Here is a 23517-nt window from a genome sequence, read left to right as displayed (position 1 = left end):
TGCATCAGGGAAATGTACGCCTCGTCGAGATGCTGGCCCGGCATATGGGATTCAGTCCGAGCCGTGTCGAGATCTCCGCGGACAAATACGGCAACACTGCCGCCGCATCCGTTCCGATGACACTGGCTCTGAGCCATCAGCGCAAGCCACTGCAGCGTGACGAGGTCGTGCTGCTGGCGTGCGTCGGCGGTGGCATGACTGCGGGGGCGGTGATGATCCAGTGGTACTGATGGCCCAAGACACCAATCGGGACAGCGACATACGGACACAACGCACTAGTTGCCGCTCTGGACGCCCAGAGCGGCAAGCCGGGGAACGACGTGGTACCCGTGTAGTGATGACTGAGGAATCACGCCCAGCTCCTGGCATTCATCGGCACTCCACTCATGAGGAGGAAGGGGATGGCTAGCAGCATGAGTGCACCCCTTGTCGGCACATCTGTCTTCGCTCGAGACGATTACAAACCTCAATCACCCGCCAGTAGGGCCACTGAAGGGGTACCCGGCAGCCGGGTGATTGTGTATGAGGCTGAGGGCTGCTATTTGGACACGGACCGCGGAGAACTCCTCGATGCCTGCTCGGGAGCCGTCAACGTCAACGTCGGCCATCGGCATCCACAAGTCCTGCGAGCCTTGCACGAGCAGTACGACCAGGCGCACTTCACCTCGCGCGGACGGTTTACCAGCGGAGCGGCCAGGATGCTGGAGCAGCGGCTAACCCAGATGAGCGGTGGGGCGCTGACCGAGCATCTGCTGAGTAACTCCGGTTCGGAGGCTATCGAGCAGGCCCTGCGCGTCGCCTGGCGGTATCATGTGGCTCGAGGCGATACCGGACGCAGGATTGTCCTCAGCGAAGGGATTTCGTACCACGGCATGACGGCCGGTGCCCTGCATATCTCCGGGCACCCGCCTCGCCAGCTGTCCTTGGGGCCGGCCAACCGATCCTGGTCATATTCGGCATTCGTGCCAACTCCCCCGGAGGTCGGCATGCGGGCCACGGCGTCGGCCTGGGCGGAACAGATCCGTCGGTTCGGGCCCTCGCTGGCCGCCGTTGTCATCGAACCAGTAGGGGGTGCCTCAAACGGAGCGGCACCACAGGATGATGAGACGCTACGGACCATCCAGGCTGCGGCCAATGAGGCGGGCGCACTGGTGATCGCTGACGAGGTGATGACCGGCTTCGGTCGGACTGGGAACTGGCTCGCTTCCCAGGCAGCCGGCATGAACCCCGACATCATCGTAGCTAGCAAGGGGCTCGGCGCCGGCTACTTTCCAGTAGCCGCTTGCATGGTATCTGACATGGTCGCTCATGCTTTGCGCCATAAAGCAGACCTAGGGACCTTTGGGCACACTATGGGCGGAAACCCGGTCGCCTGCGCCGTGGCCCTTGCGGTGCTCGACATCGTCCAGCACGCGCACTTGGTCACCGCAGCTACCGAGAACGGCCTTAGGCTCGCGCACCTGCTGCAGCAGGCATGCGCTGGACGACGCAACGTCGGGCCAGCGCGAGGCTGCGGCATGCTACACGCCATCGCTATCGAGGGCGATGATCAGAACTGGAGGCAGGCCACCGACGCGCTCATCGACATCGCGCTGCAAGAGGGCATTGTCCTCTACCCCGCAGGAGTCGATGCCCGGACCGCTTCCGTCCTCATCGCTCCACCGCTCACCAGCGGACCGAAAGTCCTAACCGATCTGCGTCAGCGGTTGCAGCGCAGTCTGGACCGCTTTGACATCGAGTTCAACGCTACGACAGACACCAGCACGAACACAGACATTATGACCGTGAGGAGGAGCACCCGGTGAATCCGTCCGAGCGTATTCGAGAGCACTACCGAGCCTTAGCCGAGGCCACTGTCGCCAAGCGGGCTGCCGACTGCTACCGCGAGGGCCGATTGGACCGCGAATCTTGGCAGCGTCTCGCCGATGAGGGTCTGTGGCGCCTCAGCATGCCCGCCCAGTACGGTGGCGACGGCGGTACATGGTGGGACTTTATCGCCGCCTTCGAGGGGATCGCCATCGGCGGTCGTGATCTCGGATTTAACCTCTCGCTGGTCGCACACGCCGGACTGCTTCGGTCTACTTTGATCTACCTCTCGCCGCAACAACTGGAGCGGTATCTGCCTCCACTGATATCCGGTGCTGTCGGAGCCACTGCGCTGACTGAGCCGCAGGGAGGCTCTGACGTCGCTAGGGTCCGTACCTGCGCCACTCGTGTCCGCAACGGCTTCATCATTGACGGGCAAAAAGACCACATCACCCATGGTCCTGTCGCTGATCTAGCGTTGGTGCTGGGCCGCTTACCGGAAATCGGTGACCGCGACATCAGCTTGTTCCTCGTTGACATGACCGCTCCGGGAGTAGAGCGCGGCGAAGTCGAAGACATGATCGGGAATAGGAGCAGCCCGACAGGACCGTTTCGGCTGAGTCAGGTCGCGCTGCCAGCAGATGCGCTCGTCGGTTGTCCTGGGAATGGCTTGCAGATCATCTACGACACTATCAGCCTCGACCGGTTGTTGTACGGAGTGTTGGCCGCAGCCTACCTGGAACCGATTCTCACGGACACCTTGCAATATGCACGTGAAAGAATCGCGTTCAAGTATCCAATCATTGATTATCAGTACGTTCAGGGACGCCTCACTGACTTGCAGATGGCTATCGACACCACCCGCGCGGTGTCCTACCGTGCTCTCGAGGCCCTGCTCCAAGAAGACCCGCAGGCCAATATGCTTTGCTCTATTGCCAAATATCAGGGAGCGGAGAATCTGCGTACCGGCACCGAGCACGCGTTCCGGGTCATGGGACACCTCGGCTACATGAGGGGACCTGTCGCACAACAGCTCATCGACGCCTACGGCACGCTCATCGCCGGTGGTACCGCGGAGATGCAGCGTAAGAACATCTTTAACCAGATGTTGCATACCCAAGGAGCGGTGGTATGACGACAACAACCAGCATCCACGAGACCCTGCAATCTATACTCGGGGCTACGGCGAAGATTCAGCACCAGGTGCGTTCACAGGACACCGCTGATCAATGGGGCAATAACCTTCCTGTCCTCGCAACACCGATCTTGTTGTGGCTCTCGGAGATCGCGTGCATGCGGGTCACTCAAGACACTCTCGCGCACTCGGGATGGATGACAGTCGGAGCCCACCACGACAGTGGCCACATCGCACCCACCTGCCGAGAGGAAATGATCACCCTAACTGCCACCCTCACCAAGGTGACGGAAAGATCGCTCACGTTCGACGTGCACGCGTACGACTCCCGCGGCGAAATCCTCCGCGGGACACATCGGAGGGGCTTGGTGCGAATTAGCCGATTCATCGAACGTATCGACAGTATCCGTTCGTCGTCGCACCATCAGGAAGACTCACCTGTGGACAGCGGGAACGGGTAGGGCTGGCGGCGCCGGTGCCACGGATAGCGGCTCTTCGCACTACGCGGAAGATCGCATCTGACTGTTCACTGATTGCAGTAGAGATCGGAAACTATCTGTAGCCGCAGGCGGGCCGCCAAGCCGGGAACCGAGGTGCACCCACCACCTGGAAAGATCTCGATTAACCACAAAACCAGATCACCAGGGCGGACGGGTGTGCATGTCGGACGCTACTGGATCAGTGGCGGAATTGCTGGGCCTGGCCGGGGTCGACGTCGAGGCAGTCGAGCGAGAGCCGGACGGTTCCTGGACCCTGCACGTGAACACCATCCCGGGTAGGCGGCGAGCCTGCTGCGCATCCTGCGGAGAGGAGAGTAGCCGGGTCACGGAGCCGGTGATCCACGCCATGCGGCACGTGGCGGTGGCCCCGGTACAGATCATCTGGCACGAAAAACGGTATTTTTCCGGCGATAGCGCGTGCGGGCAGGAGACCTTCCGGCGATGCCGGGCCATTGGTGGGCCGGGGCGAGAGAGGGCCTTTCGAAGTTGGCAAGGACACCATGGGCCGCCTGGTCGGCGACTGGGTGGTGCCGGTGGGCCAGGTGGCCGACACGGTGGGAGTGGCTGGCACACCACTCACCGCGGGTTCGTCGGGGTAGCCACCGAGGCCGGGATCGTGGTTACCGACACGAAGGCGGGTACCGAGGCTGGCACCCCGGGTGACAAAGCCGCCACGGGCGTGGGCACCGGGACCGATACCAGGACGGAAGCGGACACCGGGGCCGGTACGCCTGCGGCACCGGCCCCGGCATGGCCGTTCGGTGAGCGGGTCGCTGCCCCCGGTCACACTCCTCAGCATGAACGACCACCGCTGCGGCGGGCTACGCTACCACCGCGCCCCGGCCATCGGGACATTGGTCACCGATGCCGACCGTCGGTAATGCGTCTTCGTCGGCTCCGAGGGCGGGCACGGTCTGCCGAGGGCCGCGCTGCCGACACGGTGGTCTGGCTGGCCACCCAAGACCAAGCCTGGTGGGATGCTATCACGCACGTGACCATCGACATGTCCGCCGTGTTCACGTCCGCCGTGCGCACCGCACTGCCGCACGCGGCCCTGGTCGTCGACCCGTTCCACGTCGCCCAACTGGCCAACAAGGCCGTCGGCGACGTGCGCCGTCGGATCACCTACGAGGCCTACGGCCGCCGCGGCCGGGCCACCGACCCCGAGCATACGATCAAGGATCTGTTGCTGCGGGGCGCAGAGAGTCTGACAGACACGACATGCGGGAAGCTGCTGTGCACCCTGGGTGGCACTCGGCGACACCGGCCGGCAACTCCACGTCGTATAGAAGGCCAAGGAACTGCTCCGCAGCGTGCTCGCGCTCTCTCCCACCCGTACCGGTCGGGCCGCCTGCCACACCCGGGTCAGTGCCGCTCTGGCGAGGTTCTTCGACTTCTGCCGCCTATCTGGCTGTCGGCGTCGATCTGCCTGGAGTGCCCGAGCATCGGTGCAACAGCCAGCGCCAGCGGGCCGTTTTTGCAGGTGGAGGCCCCGTTGTTGGCGGTTATCGGAAGATTTTCTGGCGCTCCCCCTGGGGGCATTGTTATTGATCATGTGCTGCGGTCTGACTGTCCTTCTGCGGGAGCTGAATGCTGGCGGGCCCGGTGCGCGCGGGCCTTGCGGCGGTTGCCGCACTCGGCCATCTGGCACCAGACGCCCATGCGGTTCTTGGCGTTGTCGTAGAACGCCCACCGGCAGTCTTCGGCGGGGCACACCTTCAGCCGCTTCCATGTCCCATCGATCGCGGCGACCGCCACGATCCACAGGAGCTGGGTGAACACGGCGTCGCGTCCACCGTTGGATGTCGCCGTTTCATCTCCAGCCTCTCTCCTGCACCGCCACAGAGATTTCGCAACCTCTGATGGGTGGTATCGCTGCGCAGATGGCTGACCATACTGCGGGCCATGCGCGCCGACCCGCAGCCGTCCGCGCAGGGTCTCCGCCGAAATTGGGCGTCGGTCGTTGCTGGTGCATATTCTTAGCCTGTGCGTAATGAAACGATCGCGCTGGCGGGTCTTGTCTCCGCAGCCAGGTGATCGTCGACCTGCGTCGGGAACCTCGCCCGGCACTGGCCGATCGTCGGATGCGGCCCGCGTGGCGTCCGCGTCTGAGGAAGTACAAGCGGGCAGTCGCCTTGGCCGTGGAGCGGCTCAACGGACCGAACCCGCCCATGCTTATGGGCGTTGTGTAGGTGTAGGTCAGCAGGCGCCGAGAGCCCAGTTCGCGCAATGCCGTGCTCGGCCTGCGGCCAGTCTGAGCGCTACGCGGGACCGTCTGGGGTGAGCAGCCAGTTGAGGTCGCGGCAGAGCTTGTCGAAGGACGGTGAGTTGCGCCGCGCCATTTCAAGATCGATTTGGGCGGCAAGCGCGGCCTGATCGACCGGCGCCTGGTACTGCTGGCCGTCGTCCCGGTGACGTGTCAGCCATCCCTTGCAGTCGCGAGGGTTCTCAGGCGCGGGATGGGTCTCGACGTTGGGCGCCAGTCCCCGGACCCCGGCTAACGAGGATGCGGCCGCGAGGAACCATGCCTCGAACTCCCGGTTCGGCAGGACGACGCTGAGACGCCGGTCCGGACGCGCCCGGCGTGCGCGGTCGAGGAGGCGAGGCGCCAAGGCCGCTGGGCAGTCGTCATCGGCGTCCAGCATCACCAGGACGCCTGTCGCATCGGGGTTGAGCACGACGGTCCGCTCGATGATCCTCTCGATTCCTCCGGTGGTGGTCAGCTGACCGCGGCCATACCGGCTGGGTCTGAGGAAGCGGGCTGACCAACAGCCGAACATGTCGTGCGCGAGTCGGCGAAGCAGCAGCGGCACGGCGCTGATCTCACCCGTGCCTTCGACGACGAGCGCGATGATCGGAGCCGGTTCCACGGCTTGGTTCACCACGCCGTGTCCGGTGGCTCGGGCCAAGGGGTGAGCTGGTTTGACCGCTGGAGTTCGCCGAGTGTCCCAAGGTCACGCCGAACGATCTCGCGGATGCGGTCATCCACCTCGGTGACAACCGTCGTACCGTTTCGCAGCTCAACGATCCGCGCTGCGTCGAGGGGGAAGTTCTTCTGGTCGAGAAGGTCGGCGCTCTGGGTCGCGACGACGACCTGGACATGCTCGGAGGCCTCGGCCAATGCGCTGAACAGCGCACCGACAGCGCCGGCATGAAGGCCGAGCTCCGGATCCTCCACGACGACCAGGGGGATCGTGCCCATCCAGGTGCCGGTCTGGAACAGCGAGGCGAGTAGGCCGGTAGCCGCGAGTGTGCCGTCGGACATCGACTGGGCGGGGAACACCTGGACGCCGCCGTCAGCCGAGGGCTCCGCCATCCGCAGCCGAACGGTGTGGAACTCGTCGAGGGCGAACGTCTCGATGCCGAGTGCGCCGGGCAGAATCGCCGCGAGGTAGTCGTCGATCCTGCGTCGTGCATGAGGAAATTGGGTCGCGAGCGCATCAAGTACTTGGGGGAGCTGTTCGCCCGACGGCCCAAGCACAGAGCGCTTACTCCGCTGCCCGACGAGGCGCATTGTCGAGGGGCTCAGCGCATGGAACGCCATGCCCCGCAACGCCGAGTAGACCATTGCGAGCGGCGGAAGGCGCGCGGCTGTCGGCAGGACCAGCGTCGTCGGGTCCGCGACCGGACCCATCAGCTGCGCCGGACCGGTGACGACCCGGCCCTCCTCGGCAGCGAAGCCGCCCGCAGCCTCGGCGCCGGTGAACTGGCACCACTCGCGCTCGATGTGCGTCCCCAGGTCGGTGGCCTCATCGAGCCGGAGCTCGAATCCATAGATCGCTGTCATGGGTTCCAGCGGTAGGGGCAGGGCGTCACCTCGTGCCTGGCCGGGACGCGGGGAGATGCCAAGCTCCAGCTCGATCCGCAGCCGGCCCGCCGGCCATGAGCCTCGGTGCAGGACCGTGGACAGGCCTTGCCGATCCTCTATTGCCTGCGCGGGCGAAGTCCTCACCACGTCCTGCACGAACCGCAACGCATCGATCACGTTGCTCTTCCCTGCGCCGTTCAGGCCCAGCAGCACAGTCAGCGGACCGAACATGATCTTGGTATCCACGATCGACCGGAAGCCCTGGATACGCGCGCGGCGTAGGAAGGGCGTGGGCCGCGCACTGACCGCCGTCGCCACTCAGCCTCCTCACGCATCCAATTCACGCATCCCATTCGAGATCAGCGCACACGCTATCCCAGCGACGCCGTGCCCTACGCTCATCGCGTCAAGGGCAGCCCGATGGCTGGCCGGGGCCGGGGGTGTGTGATCCCGTTCAGGTCGGCCCGGCAGGCCAACCGGGGACAGCGACTCCATGCTCGTCGATCCGGAGCCGTGGTGGGTGTGTCATCGCCTGTCACCCCAGGGGCCGTGCCTGCGCTTATCGGCATCCGGCGGGCGAGGAGGATGGCGAGGTGATGGCGATGCATGCCCGGCGAGGCTCCGAGGTACCAATGGGCGCGGCTGTCAAGCGGTCGCATCGTGATCGACATCCAGAACCTCTGACACGCCGACAAAACGGGGAGGTTCTGGCAAAGATCGATATACCTGTGACCTGCACAAATGTAAACGATCAATCTTTTGGATCAGTTTATCCACAGCCCTCGTCGGGAGGTTCTGGAAGGATCTTGCAAACCCGCAGCTCAGACCCCCCAGGATCGGTGGTACTGTCGCAGAGCAGGAACTTTCCGAGTCGGATTGAAACCCAGAACCGGATGGTTCGAACCAAGAAGCTGGGTCGCAGAGCAGGAACTTTCCGAGTCGGATTGAAACTATTACACTATCTTCCACCCGGACAACGATTGTAGTCGCAGAGCAGGAACTTTCCGAGTCGGATTGAAACCCAGGGCTTAACGCCGCATTATCCGAAGGATAACGGTCGCAGAGCAGGAACTTTCCGAGTCGGATTGAAACCTCAGGGTGTTCGCTTCCGAATCTTTACGGACGCGAACAGTTATGGTTCCCGCCTTCTGTGTGGCGCTACCGATGGGCCGACAGGTGGGGGAGTCAGTAGGCGCGTAGCCGGGACTACCTGCTCGTCAGGCGGCCGGGCATGTCATTTTGACGTACTGGGTGAGCATCCATCCACTCAGATTCAACGACGGGGCGTACCCGTGCACCCATGCTCCGTTGTTCGCCAGTAAACCGTCCGTATCGAATTCTTCGCCTCTCCGCAGTGTGCCTATGATCGGCGTGCTAGGGCCAAACGAGCTGTGCAATGTCGCGTCCTCGGCGCAGACGTACCGGCGCTGCACCGTCCCGGCCGCTGTGGTGGGGGCGGGTTGCGGGCTGAGGGATGCGGATTGCGGTGCTACCGGGGTATCCGGTGGCCGAACGGTGCCAGTCGGTGCGTTCTGTGCCAGCGGCACGGGCGTCCCGGAAATCCGCGCGGTGGTCAGCGCCGTTGGTGCCGGGGACGAGGTTGTGCTTTGGTCCAGGCCGCTCGGGAAGGCACCGGTCGATGAGTGCGGGGATGGTGTCACCAGCGCCGTGTGAGATGGCGTCGTGGCCTGTGAGGCTGTGTCCGTTCGGCCCATGAGTATCGGGGTAACCGCGGTCAGCGCGACAGCAACCGCCAGGGCGACGCAGGCGATGAGTGCGAACAACAATACTGGTCGCCTCTGTCCGGCTGGGGAGGTCCCCGCGCCTGAATCCCGCGCCGCACCGCCCGCTTTGGGAATGGTGTCTTCTCCGGGCAGGGTATGCGTACCGGCGTGGCCATGCTCGGTCGGTCCGGGATCCGGCAGCGAGAACTCGGATCGGGCGGTCCAGATCGGTCCGCCCGCGATGTCGAGGCTGGGAGCCGGATCCATGCCGTGTCCGCTGCTGGCGACGTCGGGCGAGAGCTGGGTTCTCGCCGCGCCATGGCCGACTTGGTGCAGCGGCTGGAGGTGGCTCACTGTGACCGGCGCGCTGGTCAGCGCAGCGGCGATATCTTGGCCGAACGCCTCCGCGCTGGGGTGGCGGGCCTCGGGCTCGAGCTCGCATGCCCGCTTGACGACGGCGTGGAGGCGGGCTGCCACCGGATCGGTTGGTGTCCGTCGGCATTCCTCCCCGCGGCAGCGCGGGTATCCGACCATCATCTCGTGTAGCAGCAGGCCAGCGGCGTAGATGTCGCTCGCCGCCGTCGCCGGCTCGCCGCGGAGCTGTTCCGGGGACATGTACAGCGGCGTTCCGACCATGGCTCCGGCTGTGGTGAGCCTGGCCGCGTCGGTGTGTCGGGCTAACCCGAAATCGGCCAGGTAGGCATACAGCTGGTCGTCACTCTGTTGGTAAAGCAGCACGTTTGCCGGCTTGACGTCCCGATGAACAACACCGCGCGTATGTGCCGCATTCAGGGCCTCGGCGACCTGGCTGGTGACACGCCCGGCCACTGCCGGTGGGAACATGCCACGGCGCTGGATTTCCTCGTCCAAGTCGCCCGGCATGAGGGGCATCGCCGCGTGAAAGTCGGATGCCCGTGGACGCCTGCTGTCAGCCTTAAGACACGTATGGGAAATAATCCTGTACTTGGGGTCACCATGAAGCTGTGGTCGCCGGCAACCATGACAGTACGTCACCCGGTGACCTAGGAGGTGTTCCTATGGCAAACCCGGGACAACCCACGATTCGCCTGGGCGCGAGTGGACCTGCCGTCACAAGGGCGCAGCGGGCGGTCAACCGTTCCGAGCCCGGAGAGCGGCTCCTGCCGGACGGCATATTCGGACCGAGGACCGACGCCGCCGTACGGGACTTCCAGAAGGCCAACCAACTTCCGGTCGACGGGATTGTGGGCCCGACGACGTGGGCGGCGCTGCCGAACGGTGGTCCGATGCCGCTGCTGAAAGAGGGCTCGACAGGCGAGGTCGTCAGCCGTCTGCAACAGATACTGGAAAACGGCGGCTTCTCGCCGGGGCCGGTAGACGGTAACTTCGGTCCTCGTACCAGGGCCGCCGTCGAGGCGTTTCAGAGCAATGCCGGGCTGTCGCCGGACGGAGTGGTGGGCGACTTCACCTGGCAGACGTCGCTGCATGCGGCCGGGCAGACGCTGGAAAGAGCTGTCGGGCTCCAGTTCGTCCAAGATTGAGTTCGCCGTTCAACCTCCGGATGGTGGGTCTCTGGCGGTCAGTGCACCGTCCAACCGTGCTGGGAACAGGGGGCTCGGTACGCTTGATCGCGATCGGGCAGGCTCCTGACCGCTGGAGACCGCCCAATCGGCTGAGGGCGCCAGAACACCGCTCGACCGTCCATATCGACCTTCGCACCGCCGTTCTTGCCTCGCCGTCTGCATTGTTCATACTGATTCGCGTAAGACGCGTCGGGCGATCTCCTCGACCTGTTCGACGGTCAGCACCGGCGCGTCGGGCTCGCGGACGGTTCGGGTGAGGATGCGCTGGATCAGCGCCGAAGTGGGGATGTGCTCGGCAGCGGCCCGTGCCTTGAGAGGGACCGGTCGCTCACCCGAGGCGACAGCCGGGCCACCACGACGCCTGAATTCCGGAAATCACTCTCGGTAGTCAAGGGAAAACAGGCCTTCAAGCCGCGATTAAGATCAAGTTGATGGCGTTGGTCAGTGTACCGTCCGCATCATGCTGGGAACATGGATCTTGACAAAGTTGATTATGATTGGGCAGGCTCCTGACCTGCCCCAACAGCCCGATTCCAACTCCTGCTCAGGGCCCCGGCGCGAGGCGGCGGTGCACTGACCGCTGGTGACCGTCCCCTGCGGCGTCCGTAGAGCGGATCCCATTCGATCTGAACACCGTCAGGAACGAGTAGTAGGTACTGTCCCCACCGATCGTCTTCAGTTCGGTCATCTGTAGGTTAGCCGTGCTGGCTTGGCGAATCACCTCGAACGGATCCACCGGCCTTGTGCGCAGCGCGACGATTGTTCCGTCTACCCACACCTTGTACAATGGGGCGTCGCGAGTGTATCCAGGGTTAATATCGGTGATGATTAGTGACCCATCGGGACTCAGTAGTCGCTCCAGCAGGGCAAAGTCCGGTGGTTCCGCCATCGAAGACAGCACCAAGGACATTACGATTACATCGTAGGAGCCGGCATCCAGCTGGGGCAGCGCTCGATTCAGGTCATCAACCACGACCTCTGATTTCCGCCCCAGCGGGTAGCCACAAAGATTCCGTCGAAATTCGGCCGCCATTGCCGGACAGCTATCGATGTACGTCCAGGTTATCTCCTCTTCATTGAAGAAATGGATTGCTATCAACTTACCGGTACCTCCGCCAAGATCAAGTATTCGTAGTATAGACTTTTGTTCTCGAATTGTCTGCAACTGCGCAACCGTAGTCAGGTGGGTCGATACCAGGTTCCCGGAGTTACGTAGATCGTAATTTGACGCGATCTCCTGGTAGAAATCCTGGGCCCGATCGACCCCGTATTCGCGGCGCAGCACGGAATTTTGATCAATTTCTGCTGGGGATCCGGCCTTTGGTTTCCATGCGGCCATCCCGGTTTGGACCACGCCGAAACGCCGGCCGATCCGTGGTGGCCAGATTGAGATCGATCGGCCCTGCCAGAACCCGGTTACGACAAGGCCCGTGGTAATAACACCCGCAAACGAAGCGGCCCAAGGGGCGGCCGGTCCGAACACCCCAAACATGCCTGATGCGTCCATGTTCGCTCCGAGGTTCCCGTCAGTCCCGCAATGACCATGATTCTCGTTGTGGAGAATGATTTAGATCTTCGCTGCTCTGACCCCTCCGGGGATCCATGACGAGCATGGAGGGCAACGGTGCTCTCCGTTAGTGTTGGATGTCCCGAGGAAAGAGGGCATGTGACATGGACACCACTCGCTGGGCGCCCGGCCCTGGCATCCAGGCTCTGGTAGTTGGCGAGGGTGACGCGATGACGGAGATCGCTTTATGGCTCGTAACCGCGGGCTACGGCGCCCGGTCACGGGCCACCGGCACGGCTGCCCTCGCTGCTCTCGACGCGGCACCGTACGATTTGATCTTTGTTGACTGGCAGTTGCCGGATGGCAGCGGCGCCGACCTATGCCGTCGTATTCGAACTCAGCCCCAGCATGCGGACCTGTATGTCATTATCCTGGTTCCGAGTAAGGAACAGGTGCTGCCTGACGGTGTAGACGACTATCTGATCAGGCCGTTCGATGAGATCCAGTGCTTGGCCCGAGCGGTCGCAGGTGCCCGCAGCGCGCACCTGCACCGCAACGAGACCCGCCTGCGTTCATTGATCGCGAACGCGCCGGGGGCTATTTACCGCTGCGCCAACGACCCGAACTGGACGATGGAACTGATCAGCGACGACATCGAACGCATTTCCGGTTACCCAGCCACCGATTTCATCGACAACGCGGTGCGCAGTTTCGCTAGCATCATCCATCCCGACGACCGCGCGGTGGTGGAGCGGGACGTCACCGAGGCGACCCGGCAGGACCGGCAGTTCGTCCTTGAATACCGCATCGTCCGGGCCGACGGGAGCATCGCCTGGGTACGTGAACGTGGCCAGGAGGTACAGAGCGGCAATGGTTATAGCTGGCTGGACGGAGTGATTTTCGATATCACCGACTGGAAGCTCGCCGAGGATCAACTGCAGGAGTCGCGACGCCAACTTGTCGTTGCTGACGAACGTCAGCGCATCGCCCGGGAGCTGCATGACGGGGTGATCCAGTCGCTGTCCGGAGTGTTGCTGACCTTGCAGGCAGCCGAGACACTGGTCGAGCAGCCGGAGGCAACCCGCGCCCGTCTCGCTGACAGTATCGACCGTATCGACTGGTCGATCAAGGAGATCCGGGACTACGTGTTCAACCTGCGCCCAGTCCTGCTGACCGACCGCAGCCTGTACGACGCCCTGTTCGTTCTTGCGGAGGACTTCCAACACAACACCGGGATCGTCACCGCGATCGATCTCGATCCGACCGTCGCTACGCAACTCATGCCATACGCCGGGGACATCGTGCAACTCACCCGAGAGGCGTTATCCAATGTGCGCCGGCATGCGCACGCCACGACCTGCCGCGTCAGCCTCGTCCGTACCGCGGATTCGGCTTTGCTGGAAATCGACGACGACGGCCGGGGTTTCGACCTGCCCGCAGCCACCGGCCGGGGCCAGGGACTACGCAACCTCAGCGAGCGGTCGGCAAGCATCAACGGCCGGCTCGACATCGAGACCGGTGCTATGGGCAGCACGGTGACGGTTCGGGTACCGCTGCGGTCCGGGTGAAGGCAGTTGTAGCGGGAGGCTTATTCAGGATTTCCATTCTGGATGATCAAAATTATCCATCACCGTGGGTCGAGGCACAGGTCGAAGTGCTGCTATATATCTTGATGGAAGAGTTCTGCATAATCCTCTGGGTACGATGGCTCCCAGGTAGCAGGTTAGGAGCCCTGGGATCGGGTGCTACGCCGGGCCAAGTAGGCAGCGGCCTCGGTGCGCCGGGACAGACCGAGCTTGCCGAGGATGTTCGAGACATAGTTACGGGCTGTTTTCTCTGCCAGGTGCAGTTGGACGCCGATCTCCCGGTTGGTCCGACCCGCAGCGACAAGCGCCAGAATCCGCTTCTCCTGCGCAGACAACCTACTGAGCCTTTCATCGGTGCCGTGTGGGTCGCCGATGGTACCGGCCCGGACCTGTTCCAATAAAACACCAGTCACAGCCTTGTCCACGACATGTTGACCGTCGCCGACGGCACGCACGGCCGAGACCAGCTCGTCCCGCCTGATCTGCTTCAGGACATAACCACTGGCACCGGCCTCGATCGAGGAGATAAGCGCGTGTTCATCAGGGAACGACGTCAATATCAGCACCCGTGCGGTGGGGTGCCGGGTACGGATCTCCCGGGTAGCGTCGATACCGCTGCTGTCGCCCAGCCGGACATCCATCACGACCACGTCTGGGTGGTGGCTATCGACCAGTGCGACAGCCACTGACGCCGACGTCGCCTCGCCTACCACCACGAGGTCCGCATGGGCCTCTAATATCGTCCGGATACCCTGCCGCACGATCTCGTGGTCGTCCACCAGCACGACCCGTAAACGGTCATCCACGCCTATATGTTCTCACCCCAAACCTCTGCGTTCTGCTGACCGGCAGGGCGGTCTCCGGCGGCCAGCGGGACATCGTTGAGGAGCCTGCCCGATCGCGATCAGCTTACCGAACCCCCTGCTCCCACCACGATGCGGGCGTCGCTACGACCATGTGACCCCGCCCGCCAATCACGCTCCAGCGGATTCCCGAGGTGGCATGCTGCGGCAGTCAAACCGACGTGTTCCGCGAGTCGTGCCCGAAGGAGACGGAATAGCGCCGATATGCACGATTTCTTCCAGAGTGGATTCGGGCGCCACTGCACAGCGGCTACATTATGTATCTGATCACAACTGGTTGTGACCTTCGTGCAGCCTTGCTGCTCCCCTGTCATCCGTTGTAGGGAGCCAAGCTCGGCAGTGCGTCGACGGCCGGTCAATTCGTCGTGACGACCTACGCCGATGCGGTTGCTTTCAGTGATAGATCGGACGTTCCCTGGCTGTCTGGGTGATCGCACCGCTGCGTGCGGGTCGAGATGTTAGTCGAGCGCGTAGAGTTCTACGGGAAGATGGTTGCGCTTCGGGGTGTCGTCGCCGCGTAGCTTGCGTTCCATGAGGTCCACCGCGCGTTCGGCGACTCGGGCGGGATCCTGCACAATGGTGGCGCACAGGGGACTTCCCCCTGAGTTGATGAGCGCGAGTGCCTCCCGGGTCCCATCCACACCGATCACGCGGACGCCCCTGGCCTGGTCGCCCGCGTCGGGCGCGTACAGGGCGTCAAGAGCGCCAAGCGCCATCTCGTCACTGGTACAGAAGATCACATCGACCGGTCTGTTTTGTCGGGCCAGTTCAGCAAGCCGGCGTCGAACGATATCGCGTGCGCGGTCCCTGGCGAACAGGCCGTCTTCGTCTACGATCACGGTTGCCTGAGGGCAGGTGCCGGTGAGTACGTCTACGAATCGGCGCTGCCGGCCGCGGTGGGTGTTTGTGGCAATAACCAAGACAGTTGGATGCGCGGCAGGGCTTCGCTCGATGATACGGGCGGTGTAGCGACCCGCTTTCTCGCCGATGAGCTCGTCGGAACAGCCAACGAAGGCCGTGTTGGTAGGATAGTCAGCGTCATGTGCGAATGGCTGGACATCGACGAAAATTATCGGATATGGCGCCTTGGCGCATAGCGTCACGAGATCTTCGCGGGTCGCGTCCGGCTCGGCGGCTACGACGAATCCGGCGATATAGCCTTTGTCACGGGTGAGGGTCTGCCGGAGACGGCGGATCTGAGCGGTTCCCGCATAGTCGCTGTCCGGAATCTTGACCACGAGGTCGAAGCGACGGTCAAGCGACCGGTCGATATTGCGTAGCAATTCCGCTAACCAGTGCTTCTGGCTGAATGCCGGCATCAGTAGGAATATCTCGGCCCGAGCAGGTGGTGGGCGGCGGAAAATTCCGATGATCATGGTTGCCAGGGGGCAGGTGATCAATAATGCCAGCCACGCCGGCACCGATGTGGTGAGAATGGCAAGGGCCGGCAGGCCTCGTAGCAAGCCGGTAAACGGAACCAGCACAATGCCACTGATCACGGATGTCGTGATGGCGAATATCGCAGGATGGCGACGTGGATGTAACATAACCATGACCACCCCCTTGCCACCGTTCCGCGATCCTACGTCTACCCGATCCTACGGCCGTCGGTCGTGCGGGATCCGTCAAACGGGAGACCTTATTCGTGATCATAAGGCGGCGGCTTGCGCGAACGACGGCAGCTGGCTCTACGGCTACATCTCCCAGATCGGCGCAGGAGCCGGCGGCTTCGGCTGGCTGCTCGACGAAAAAGTCGTCCGCACCGGAACGTTCTGTGGCTGATGGGCCCGTCCGTGGCACGGACGGGCGGTTGACCCGGCGCCTGCGCACGATTACCAGCCGACAAGGCAACCAGCCAATGGATGGAGCCCATGCAACGAATATCTGGCCGGCTCATCATGGCGATCGTGATCGGAGAGATAGAGTGGCCGGCAGCCATGAGTTGATCATCGGTGGTGGCGGCGCTGGTGGTGGCGGAGACAGCGGCTCACATTACCGGCCTGGGCCAAGCCCTGATGGCTCGGGCTCCAGCTCACACCGACGGTGCGGAGACGGACGGGCGCACAAGCGTCATGGATATCGCGGAGGCCCGGTGGGGGATCTCGCCGCAGCTGGCGCACGAGCGGTTCGGCCAGCCGGGCTGGTCCTACGACGATGTTGCGCCCAGCGGCTGCCCGCGATGCGACCGCACGCTACACTGCCTCCGAAAATCGTATATGAGCGGCGGACGGCCGCAACGCTACGTCGCTCTGGTGTGCCCGCATTGCGCGGCAACGTTTACCTTGGCGGATCTGGGTGTACGGACCTTCGGTGGGCTGCGGCGTCGGCGGAGCGCTCCCCGTCGGCGCAGGGCAGCATCGCCGCGGTCCTGCGTCGACGATGACGGCCAGCTCCCCGGCGGGATGAGCATGGGTGTCGTTCACGCTGAGGATGCCTGGAAGCTCGCCGCGGAGCGGCTCGATCCGCGACTCGCGCCAGGTTACTTTGCGGCGGGTGGACCGCGGCCGGGGCCCACTGCTGTCTCCGTGCCTGATCCCGGAACACCGCAACCGGTGACTGAACGCAGGCTCCTGCACTGGTGCAAGATCACAGATCCGTGGGCTGACGTCCCGTCCCAGCCGGCCGGGGTGGACGTGCGCGTGCTGGTCCCGCTGGCGGCGGACTTCGACGCGCTGTGTGCGCTGATGAGCGCCGCGGGGGTGCCGCATCGACGGGTGCGTCACTGGGTCGAGGCGGAGACGGTCAGCACAGTCGGGCCGGATGGTGCGTTGGCTGCGCTACGCGCGGTACCCGGTTTTCTCCCGGCCACGAGCACCGCGAAGCTGCGGACGGCGGGCGTTGTTGGATTGGCTGCGGAGGCGGCCCGGGACGCGTTCGAGCTGGCCTGGGACAACCATGGCGAGCCGTTCCTCCCGGCCTGGAGCCCCGTCGACGCTGGGACGATCGTGCCTGCGGAATGGCTGCCCTACCTGCCCCATCCCGGGCTGAACCCGGCACAGGCGGAGGGCGCGCCGCACGTGCTGCGCGACAACACCCACCTTCTCGTCGCCGCGCCGACCGGGTCGGGCAAGACCGCGATCGGCATGCTTGCCGCGCTTAAGGCCATCCTCGGTGAGGGGCGCAAAGCGGCCTGGTTGGTGCCGCAGCGGTCACTGACCGATGAGCTTGACCGCGAGCTTGCCACCTGGCGTGCGCAGGGGCTGCGGGTGGAGCGTCTTTCCGGTGAGCACGTGGTCGACGTGGAGCGGGCCCGCGAGGCCGATCTGTGGGTGTCGACGACGGAGAAGTTCGAGTCGGTGTGCCGGGCGACGTCGCTGCGTGTCGCGCTGGGTGAGGTGGGCTGCCTGGTCGTCGACGAGATCCATCTGTTGGGCAGTGCCGGGCGGGGGCCGCTGTTGGAGGCGTTGCTGGCCCGGATGCGTGGTGCGGGATCACCGGTGCGGATCGTCGGGCTGTCGGCGACGGTCGCAAATGTCGACGAGGTCGCCGGGTGGCTCGGCGCTCGCGTCGTGACGACCGCGTGGCGCCCGTCCCGGTTGACCTGGCAGCTGCCGATGATCCCGGCCACCGCCGACCGTAGGACCGACAACGCCAACAGGCTGCGGGCGGCCACGGCGTTGACGCGTATGGTCACCGATGACGGTGGCAGCGTGCTGGTGTTCTGCGGAAGCCGGCGCAACGTTCGCGTGACCGCGCTCATGATTGCGGCCGACCGGGGCGCGGACATCCGCGGCATCGACCCGGATGACGGCTCCCGCGTTCACCAGGTGTGTACCGCGGCCGGGGTGGGCCTGCACTACAAGGACTGGGAGTACCGCCGTGAGGCGGAACGCGCCTTCCGTGACCGCGCTCTGGATGTCCTCGTCGCGACGACGACGGTGGCGGCCGGGGTGAACCTGCCCGCGCGGGCGGTCGTCGTCCGGGACACCCGCATCGGTCTGGACAGGATCGACGTGGCGACGGTGCAGCAGATGTTCGGCCGGGCCGGCCGGGTCGGTGCCGGGGAGACCGAGGGATGGTCCTACCTGGTCGTCGACGAGACGGAGCGGGCGACCTGGCAGAACCGGCTCGTCGAGGGGTACGCGGTCCGCTCCCACATCGCGGACAGTCTTGCCGATCATCTACTGGCGGAGACGGCTCAGCGGCGCGTCCACACCCTCACCGACGCGGAGAACTGGTGGCTGAGCACGCTCGCTTATCATCAGGGTGCCGAAGGGCTCACGCCGGTGCGGGATGCCGTCGACCTGCTGGTGGAGGGCGGGTACCTCGCGCTGGTCGCCGAGCCGGATGTCGGCACGGTGCTCAGGGTCACCGAGCTGGGCACGCTGACGACCCGGTTCATGGTTCCGGTCAAGATCGGCATGCGGCTGCGGAGCCTGCTCGCGGAGGCCGACCGGCGGCCCCACGACCCCGAGGACGCCGAGCGGCTGCTCGGGCTGGCGATCAGCGTCAGTGTCCCGCAGTTCGCTGAGGCCCCGGTGACGGACGATCTGCGTCCCCGGGTGGCACGGCTGCTGCGTGCCCGGGGAGATCTGGAGCTGGTTGACGCCCCAGGAGGTGCGCTCGGTCTCGTTCCGTCAACCGCCGCGGCGCCGGGCGATCTGGCGCAGGTCGCGATCGCGCTGGTCGCGAACAGCCCGCGGGCGTTCAGCCGGCCGGCGCGGAGAATCGCCGGGCTGCCATCCTCGGTCCTGCTGCCGATTCTCAGCGAGATGCCGCGTTATTTCGCCTGGCTGGCGGCGCAGGGTGAGCTGGCCACTGTCGCGCCGTGGGTTGCCGTCATCGCGGGGGATCTCGGCCGGCGCATCCGTTGGCGGCAGCTCGCGCCCACCCGTGGCGCGGGCCGGCTGCTGTGGATGTGTGAGCAGATGGCGACCCCGCTGCGAGCGGAGCGCATCGTGCCGCTGCTGTTCACAGCCGCCCGCGAACACGGTGTGACAGCCCCGGACTGGCCGGTGGGCCGTGCCCCGGCCCAATGCCAGCTGGATGCCCAGGAATATGTGGCGTTGCTGCGTGACCGGGCGACCGACAGCCTCGTCACCGAGGCCGACGACCGCGTGAAGGTCACCACGCCGAACGGGACAGCGGCGGTGGTCTGGGCGGGTGACCAGCACATCGCCGTCGGGTCGCCGGCCGGGCAGTGGATGTCCTATCCGGGTACCGGAGAGTCTGGCCCCGGTATCGCTGACGGTTCCGGTGCAGCCGACGGTTCCGCCGGCTATTCACGCGAGGCCCACGCACCGGCCCTGGAACGCGGGGTCAGCGTGTTCTCTTGGCGGGGCGACCAGATGAGCACGGGATGGCTCAGCAGCTACAACGGTATCCATGGCCAGGCGGGGTTCGCATAGCGCCGCGGCAATCCAAGCTGCCAGGTAAACATACAAATCAGCACCCCAATCGGGGTTCCGGAGCCCCACCGGATACGCCAACGTTTGGAGCGCGTTTGAGATCGTCATTCCGGCTCACTGATCGAAAGCCCGATCTCAAACACGCTCTTACGGAAAAATCTTGAATACGTTGGGACGTGCGTGGGGCGCACGATCGTGAGAAGTGTCGTCGGTCGAGCGTCGCCACCTGTGCTGTCCCAAGCCGCTCGGCGACCGCGGCCACCGATGCGTCCACGGCTTCGACCGGGTTTACCGGGCACCGTCGCAGCGCCAGGGGCGGCGAGCCGGGGGCCGGAAGCGAACCCATCAACAAAAAGCCGGACAGCCACCGGGCCAGATCTTAAACTGGGAAACAATCTGTCGCCTTTTATCTGCTGGAGCTGTCATGAGTGTATCCGGAACGCCTCGCCACATCCTGACCTTCTGCGGCAAGTGCAGCTGCGGCTGCCCGGAGCTTTTCGTCGACCACGAGGCGCCCGCGGAACAGCGGATCGTGCTCACCGACGACTTCGGCCAGCGCATCCAGATGAGCGTCGACCAACTGCGGGTGATCGTCGACGAGGCTCGGTCGGGCCGGATCAGCGCGCTGGTCGACGCGGAACTCGCCGCCTTGGTGGGATGACCGCCGCTCCGCTGCGGGACAGGTCGGTGACGCGCGGCTGACGGCCGACGGCCGACGGACCGGCCGCGCCGCGCGAGGACTCCAGCCGACGCTTCTACTACCCTTCGTCGAAAGGGTCTCGACGGCGAGGCCCGCGAGGCGGTAGGAGTATCAATGACGGCGCTGACGGTGCAGGTACCCGACATCAGCTGCGACCACTGCAAGGCCGCGATCGAAACGGCCGTCGGCCAAGTGCCGGGCGTCAGCGCAGTGTCCGTCGACGTCGCGTCCACCTCGGTCCGCGTGGACCACTCCGCGGCGGTGGATGTGCGTGCCATCGAAGCGGCGATCGTCGACGCAGGTTACACGATCGGAGCGATTGTCGGGGCGTGAGCAGAATGCCGGCCGCGCCTGCCGCTCCACCCGCGGGCGCGACAGCCGGCGTGGCTGTCGCCAGCACCGCGCTGGTTGAGCTTGCCGTCCCGGGATGATCTGTGCCACCTGCGCCCGCCAGGTCGAGAAGGCGCCGAACCGGCGGGCCGGAGCCTGGGCGACGGTCAGCCTGGCGACGCACCGGGCGATGGTGACCTGGAGCGACGGGCGTGCGCCGGACACCGGACGCCGAGGTGCTGGTAGCCGCCGTCGAACAGGCCGGATATTCAGGCCCGGGTCATCCCCGCGGATGTACCGGCCGGCGGCGTGCCGTCGGGAGCCGGCGTGCGGAGCGCACGTCGTTGACGTCAATTCACGCCTGATGGTGATGGTGGTTGGCAAGGCGGCGTTGCAGGTTGGCGTGCCGGAACTCCCACACCGCGCCGGCCTGCCGCAGGATTCCCCGGTCGTGCGCGTCGGTGAGGAAGGCCATCAGGTGGAGAGGCTGATGGCCCCGGCAGGCCAGCCAGAGACGGGCGATGCCCAAGCGGCCCCATACCGAGGCGAACCCGCCCACAAGCCCGACCGTGGGCCCGGCGGCGAGCCCGACCGTGAGCCCGACTGTGAGGCCGTCCGCGAGCCCGCCCACGAGCCCGGCCGCGAGCCCGAACGCCAGCCCGCCCACGAGCCCGACCACAAGCCCGCCTACAAGCCCGCCCACGAGCCCACTGGCGCGATCGTGAATTAGCACGGCCCCGGGGTCGGCTGCCCGTTGCGTGTCCACAGTGGTGTCCATTCCGAGCGCAGCCGCGAGCCCGACCGCGAGCCCGAACCCAAGCCCGGCCGCGACCCCGGCCGCGACCCCGGCCGCGAGCCCGACTGTGAGCCCACCCGCGAGCCCGGCCACGAGCCCGAACGCGAGCCCGGCCATGAGCCCGACCGTGAGCCCGGTCGCGAGCCCGGTCGCGAGATCGGAGAGCCGTGGCCATCGCAGGATGATGTGGCGTGGGGAAGAACTGCCGAGCCCGCCCACGAACCCGAACGCGAGCCCGAACACGAGCCCGCCCGCAAGCCCGGCCACGAGCCCGGCCACGAGCCCGAACGCGAGCCCACCCATGAGCCCGGCCAAGAGCCCGGCCGTGAGCCTGCTTGTGAGCCCAGCTCCGAGCCCATCCTCGAGCCTGATGGCGAGCCCGGCCCCGAGCCCGGCTCCGAGCCCGTCCGCAAGCCCGGCCGCGGGCTCGAACGTGAGCCCGAACGCGAGCCCGGCCACGAGCCCGAACGTGAGCCCGACCGCGAGGGGCATGACAGCGCGTGGTAAGGCGCGGGGGAGTTCCCACCAGGCAAGACTGGTGGTGTGGAGACGATGTTCGAGATGCCGGGCCAGGAAGATCAGATAGGGGGTGGCCTGGGCGGCGGTCCAGCGGTTCGTGCCCGTGGAGCGAGGCCGGTACGCAGCGGTGATAAACCCGTCGAACAGATGTTCTTCAACGGCGGTGCGGGTGGGGAATGCGGTGCTGTCGCACAACTCGGCGGGGTCGGGCAGGCCGAGCGTGGAGCTGGCCGGCCGGGGGTTGTAGATGGTGCGGGCGAGGCTGGCCATCAACGGGGTGCACAACGCCCGAGCCACCGGTGGGGCAGGGCTGGTGGCCAGCGCGGCACGGACCGGCGCCCAGCGGCCCGGCCCGTCCGCGCCCGCGGTTTCGGTGAGATAGGTGGCGATGGCGGCCGGATCCAGCGGGGCGAGCCGGATACCCGCGGCACCTTCCAGGTGGACGGGCTGGCGCAGCGGGCCGGGACGGACGGCGTGGCGAAACGCCGTGGTCCGGCAACTGAGCACCACGCCGGTGTCAGGGCGCAGGGTGTCGTTGATGGCGACCATGGCGCGGCCCCGGCCACCGGAGCGGATCTCGTCCAGTCCGTCGAGGACGGGCAGGACCAGCCCCGCGGTCAGCAGAGCGTGGGCGCGGCTGACGCCGGTCGCTGAGGTGCTGGCCAGCCAGGGATGTTCCCGGATCATCTGGGTTTTCAGCCAGTCATACAGGCCGTCCCGGTCGGGGTTCCAGGAGGCCACCGGGACCAGCAGCGGGACGGGCCCGCCAGCGCCTCGGCGGGCGAGCAGGTCCAACACCAGGCGCAGGAGCAGCACGGTCTTGCCGGATCCGGGTTCCCCGAGGACGACCAGCCGGCCGGTCGGCACCCGGTCGAACACCGTGACCAGGTCGCTGCCGGTGCCGGCGAGTTCGTGCGGGCCTGCCCCCGGCGGAGTACTCCAGGCCCACCCTGCGCCGGCCGCCGCCAGCCGTTGCAGGGAGGCCCATGGCTGGACCAGCGACGCATCGGCCGGCTGCCAGGACACTGCCAGGGGAGGCCGGGTGAGATCCCGGCGGTTGGCCTCCGCGGACCACTGGGCTTTCAGCTGATCGGCAAGCCGATCGGCGACCGTGGCCGTGTCGATGTCGCCAGCCTGGTTGTCCCTACGAGCAGCGCGGTAGCCCGCCCATGCCAGCGCCAGCGCGGGCACAGCCAGCACACCGGCCCACTTGCCGCCGCTGGCCAGGGCTACAGCGCTTGCTCCGAGCATCCCCACGATCAGGATCAGCCAGGACAGGATCCGTCCTTTTCCTGTGGTCTCACCCATAGTGGGCAATCATCTACGGACGCGG

Annotated in this window: 18 protein-coding genes, 1 pseudogene and 1 CRISPR repeat array; of the genes and pseudogenes, 11 read left to right on the top strand and 8 right to left on the bottom strand. The window is 65.5% G+C overall.

The features are described from left to right. From MJ797_RS05210 to MJ797_RS27390, 5 genes and pseudogenes are all read left to right on the top strand, one after another. Positions 1–230, top strand: a 230-nt coding sequence (locus MJ797_RS05210) for a 3-oxoacyl-[acyl-carrier-protein] synthase III C-terminal domain-containing protein (RefSeq protein ID WP_305039683.1), incomplete at its 5' end; no start/stop codon positions are given. A gap of 282 nt (positions 231–512) precedes the next feature. Further along, positions 513–1805 (top strand): aminotransferase class III-fold pyridoxal phosphate-dependent enzyme, encoded by a 1293-nt coding sequence (locus MJ797_RS05205; protein WP_239332357.1) that lies wholly within the window; start codon positions 513–515, stop codon positions 1803–1805. Then, positions 1802–2941, top strand: a complete 1140-nt coding sequence (locus tag MJ797_RS05200; protein WP_239332355.1) for an acyl-CoA dehydrogenase family protein — start codon at positions 1802–1804, stop codon at positions 2939–2941. The genes MJ797_RS05205 and MJ797_RS05200 overlap by 4 nt, the downstream gene beginning before the upstream one ends. After that, the gene (locus MJ797_RS27395) at positions 2938–3402 is read left to right on the top strand and encodes a thioesterase family protein (protein ID WP_374581459.1); all 465 of its coding nucleotides are present in this window, start codon (positions 2938–2940) and stop codon (positions 3400–3402) included. The genes MJ797_RS05200 and MJ797_RS27395 overlap by 4 nt, the downstream gene beginning before the upstream one ends. A 919-nt stretch (positions 3403–4321) precedes the next feature. Beyond that, positions 4322–4660: pseudogene (locus MJ797_RS27390) on the top strand (transposase); the annotation flags it as partial. Between the two features lie 332 nt (positions 4661–4992). On the opposite strand, the gene MJ797_RS05195 reads toward MJ797_RS27390, so the two are convergent. The 4 genes from MJ797_RS05195 to MJ797_RS05180 form a co-directional block, all read right to left on the bottom strand. Further along, positions 4993–5223 carry a CGNR zinc finger domain-containing protein gene (locus MJ797_RS05195; protein ID WP_239332353.1) on the bottom strand — a complete coding sequence of 77 codons (231 nt, stop codon included), beginning with the start codon at positions 5221–5223 and terminating at the stop codon, positions 4993–4995. Positions 5224–5702: 479 nt separating this feature from the next. Next, positions 5703–6311, bottom strand: a complete 609-nt coding sequence (locus tag MJ797_RS05190; RefSeq protein WP_239332351.1) for a DUF4276 family protein — start codon at positions 6309–6311, stop codon at positions 5703–5705. A gap of 8 nt (positions 6312–6319) precedes the next feature. After that, entirely contained in the window at positions 6320–7567 is a 1248-nt protein-coding gene (locus MJ797_RS05185) for an AAA family ATPase (protein WP_239332349.1), read from the bottom strand. A 529-nt stretch (positions 7568–8096) separates the two neighbouring features. After that, positions 8097–8342: direct repeats of the CRISPR family, unit length 37 nt; unit sequence GTCGCAGAGCAGGAACTTTCCGAGTCGGATTGAAACC. A 124-nt stretch (positions 8343–8466) separates the two neighbouring features. Continuing rightward, positions 8467–9864, bottom strand: a complete 1398-nt coding sequence (locus MJ797_RS05180; RefSeq protein WP_255738366.1) for a serine/threonine-protein kinase — start codon at positions 9862–9864, stop codon at positions 8467–8469. 146 nt (positions 9865–10010) lie between these two features. Between MJ797_RS05180 and MJ797_RS05175 the strand changes: the two genes are divergently transcribed. Then, positions 10011–10493 (top strand): peptidoglycan-binding protein, encoded by a 483-nt coding sequence (locus tag MJ797_RS05175; protein ID WP_239332345.1) that lies wholly within the window; start codon positions 10011–10013, stop codon positions 10491–10493. A 586-nt stretch (positions 10494–11079) separates the two neighbouring features. Here the strand turns inward: MJ797_RS05175 and MJ797_RS05170 are convergent. Continuing rightward, complete coding sequence (locus MJ797_RS05170; RefSeq protein ID WP_239332343.1) at positions 11080–12042, bottom strand: class I SAM-dependent methyltransferase; 963 nt, start codon at positions 12040–12042, stop codon at positions 11080–11082. A 164-nt stretch (positions 12043–12206) separates the two neighbouring features. Between MJ797_RS05170 and MJ797_RS05165 the strand changes: the two genes are divergently transcribed. Continuing rightward, entirely contained in the window at positions 12207–13610 is a 1404-nt protein-coding gene (locus tag MJ797_RS05165) for a PAS domain-containing protein (RefSeq protein ID WP_239332341.1), read from the top strand. Between the two features lie 155 nt (positions 13611–13765). Here the strand turns inward: MJ797_RS05165 and MJ797_RS05160 are convergent, their stop codons facing one another. Together MJ797_RS05160 and MJ797_RS05155 are read right to left on the bottom strand one after the other, a co-directional pair. Then, positions 13766–14434: a response regulator transcription factor gene (locus tag MJ797_RS05160; protein ID WP_308128279.1), complete on the bottom strand. Its 669-nt coding sequence runs from the start codon at positions 14432–14434 to the stop codon at positions 13766–13768. Between the two features lie 515 nt (positions 14435–14949). Next, positions 14950–16044, bottom strand: a complete 1095-nt coding sequence (locus MJ797_RS05155) for a sugar ABC transporter substrate-binding protein (RefSeq protein WP_239332339.1) — start codon at positions 16042–16044, stop codon at positions 14950–14952. Here MJ797_RS05155 and MJ797_RS05150 point away from each other — a divergent pair. The 4 genes from MJ797_RS05150 (at position 16043) to MJ797_RS05135 (ending at position 20872) form a co-directional block, all read left to right on the top strand. Next, positions 16043–16273 (top strand): hypothetical protein, encoded by a 231-nt coding sequence (locus tag MJ797_RS05150; protein WP_239332337.1) that lies wholly within the window; start codon positions 16043–16045, stop codon positions 16271–16273. The two genes, MJ797_RS05155 and MJ797_RS05150, sit on opposite strands and share 2 nt — an antisense overlap. Before the next feature lie 620 nt (positions 16274–16893). Further along, entirely contained in the window at positions 16894–19839 is a 2946-nt protein-coding gene (locus MJ797_RS05145) for a DEAD/DEAH box helicase (protein WP_374581475.1), read from the top strand. 424 nt (positions 19840–20263) lie between these two features. Continuing rightward, the gene (locus MJ797_RS05140; protein ID WP_239313070.1) at positions 20264–20500 is read left to right on the top strand and encodes a hypothetical protein; all 237 of its coding nucleotides are present in this window, start codon (positions 20264–20266) and stop codon (positions 20498–20500) included. A 153-nt stretch (positions 20501–20653) separates the two neighbouring features. Continuing rightward, entirely contained in the window at positions 20654–20872 is a 219-nt protein-coding gene (locus tag MJ797_RS05135; RefSeq protein WP_239332333.1) for a heavy-metal-associated domain-containing protein, read from the top strand. Between the two features lie 352 nt (positions 20873–21224). Here MJ797_RS05135 and MJ797_RS27175 read toward each other — a convergent pair whose 3' ends face one another. Then, positions 21225–23492 carry an NACHT domain-containing protein gene (locus tag MJ797_RS27175; RefSeq protein ID WP_305039682.1) on the bottom strand — a complete coding sequence of 756 codons (2268 nt, stop codon included), beginning with the start codon at positions 23490–23492 and terminating at the stop codon, positions 21225–21227. Between the last annotated feature and the right edge of the window lie 25 nt (positions 23493–23517).

Source organism: Protofrankia sp. CiP3, from assembly GCF_917627345.1.
Lineage (GTDB): Bacteria > Actinomycetota > Actinomycetes > Frankiales > Frankiaceae > Protofrankia.
The sequence above is the reverse complement of the archived record's forward strand: the minus strand, read 5'-3'. Positions and strand labels throughout refer to the sequence as shown.

Excerpts from the sequence above, each read along its gene's own strand:
- MJ797_RS27395 (WP_374581459.1), top strand. The coding sequence starts at position 2,938 with ATGACGACAACAACCAGCATCCACGAGACCCTGCAATCTATACTCGGG.
- MJ797_RS05180 (WP_255738366.1), bottom strand. The coding sequence starts at position 9,864 with ATGCCCCTCATGCCGGGCGACTTGGACGAGGAAATCCAGCGCCGTGGC.
- MJ797_RS05175 (WP_239332345.1), top strand. The coding sequence starts at position 10,011 with ATGGCAAACCCGGGACAACCCACGATTCGCCTGGGCGCGAGTGGACCT.
- MJ797_RS05170 (WP_239332343.1), bottom strand. The coding sequence starts at position 12,042 with ATGGACGCATCAGGCATGTTTGGGGTGTTCGGACCGGCCGCCCCTTGG.
- MJ797_RS05165 (WP_239332341.1), top strand. The coding sequence starts at position 12,207 with ATGGACACCACTCGCTGGGCGCCCGGCCCTGGCATCCAGGCTCTGGTA.
- MJ797_RS05150 (WP_239332337.1), top strand. The coding sequence starts at position 16,043 with ATGACCACCCCCTTGCCACCGTTCCGCGATCCTACGTCTACCCGATCC.
- MJ797_RS05155 (WP_239332339.1), bottom strand. The coding sequence starts at position 16,044 with ATGGTTATGTTACATCCACGTCGCCATCCTGCGATATTCGCCATCACG.
- MJ797_RS05145 (WP_374581475.1), top strand. The coding sequence starts at position 16,894 with ATGAGCATGGGTGTCGTTCACGCTGAGGATGCCTGGAAGCTCGCCGCG.
- MJ797_RS05140 (WP_239313070.1), top strand. The coding sequence starts at position 20,264 with ATGAGTGTATCCGGAACGCCTCGCCACATCCTGACCTTCTGCGGCAAG.
- MJ797_RS05135 (WP_239332333.1), top strand. The coding sequence starts at position 20,654 with ATGACGGCGCTGACGGTGCAGGTACCCGACATCAGCTGCGACCACTGC.
- MJ797_RS27175 (WP_305039682.1), bottom strand. The coding sequence starts at position 23,492 with ATGGGTGAGACCACAGGAAAAGGACGGATCCTGTCCTGGCTGATCCTG.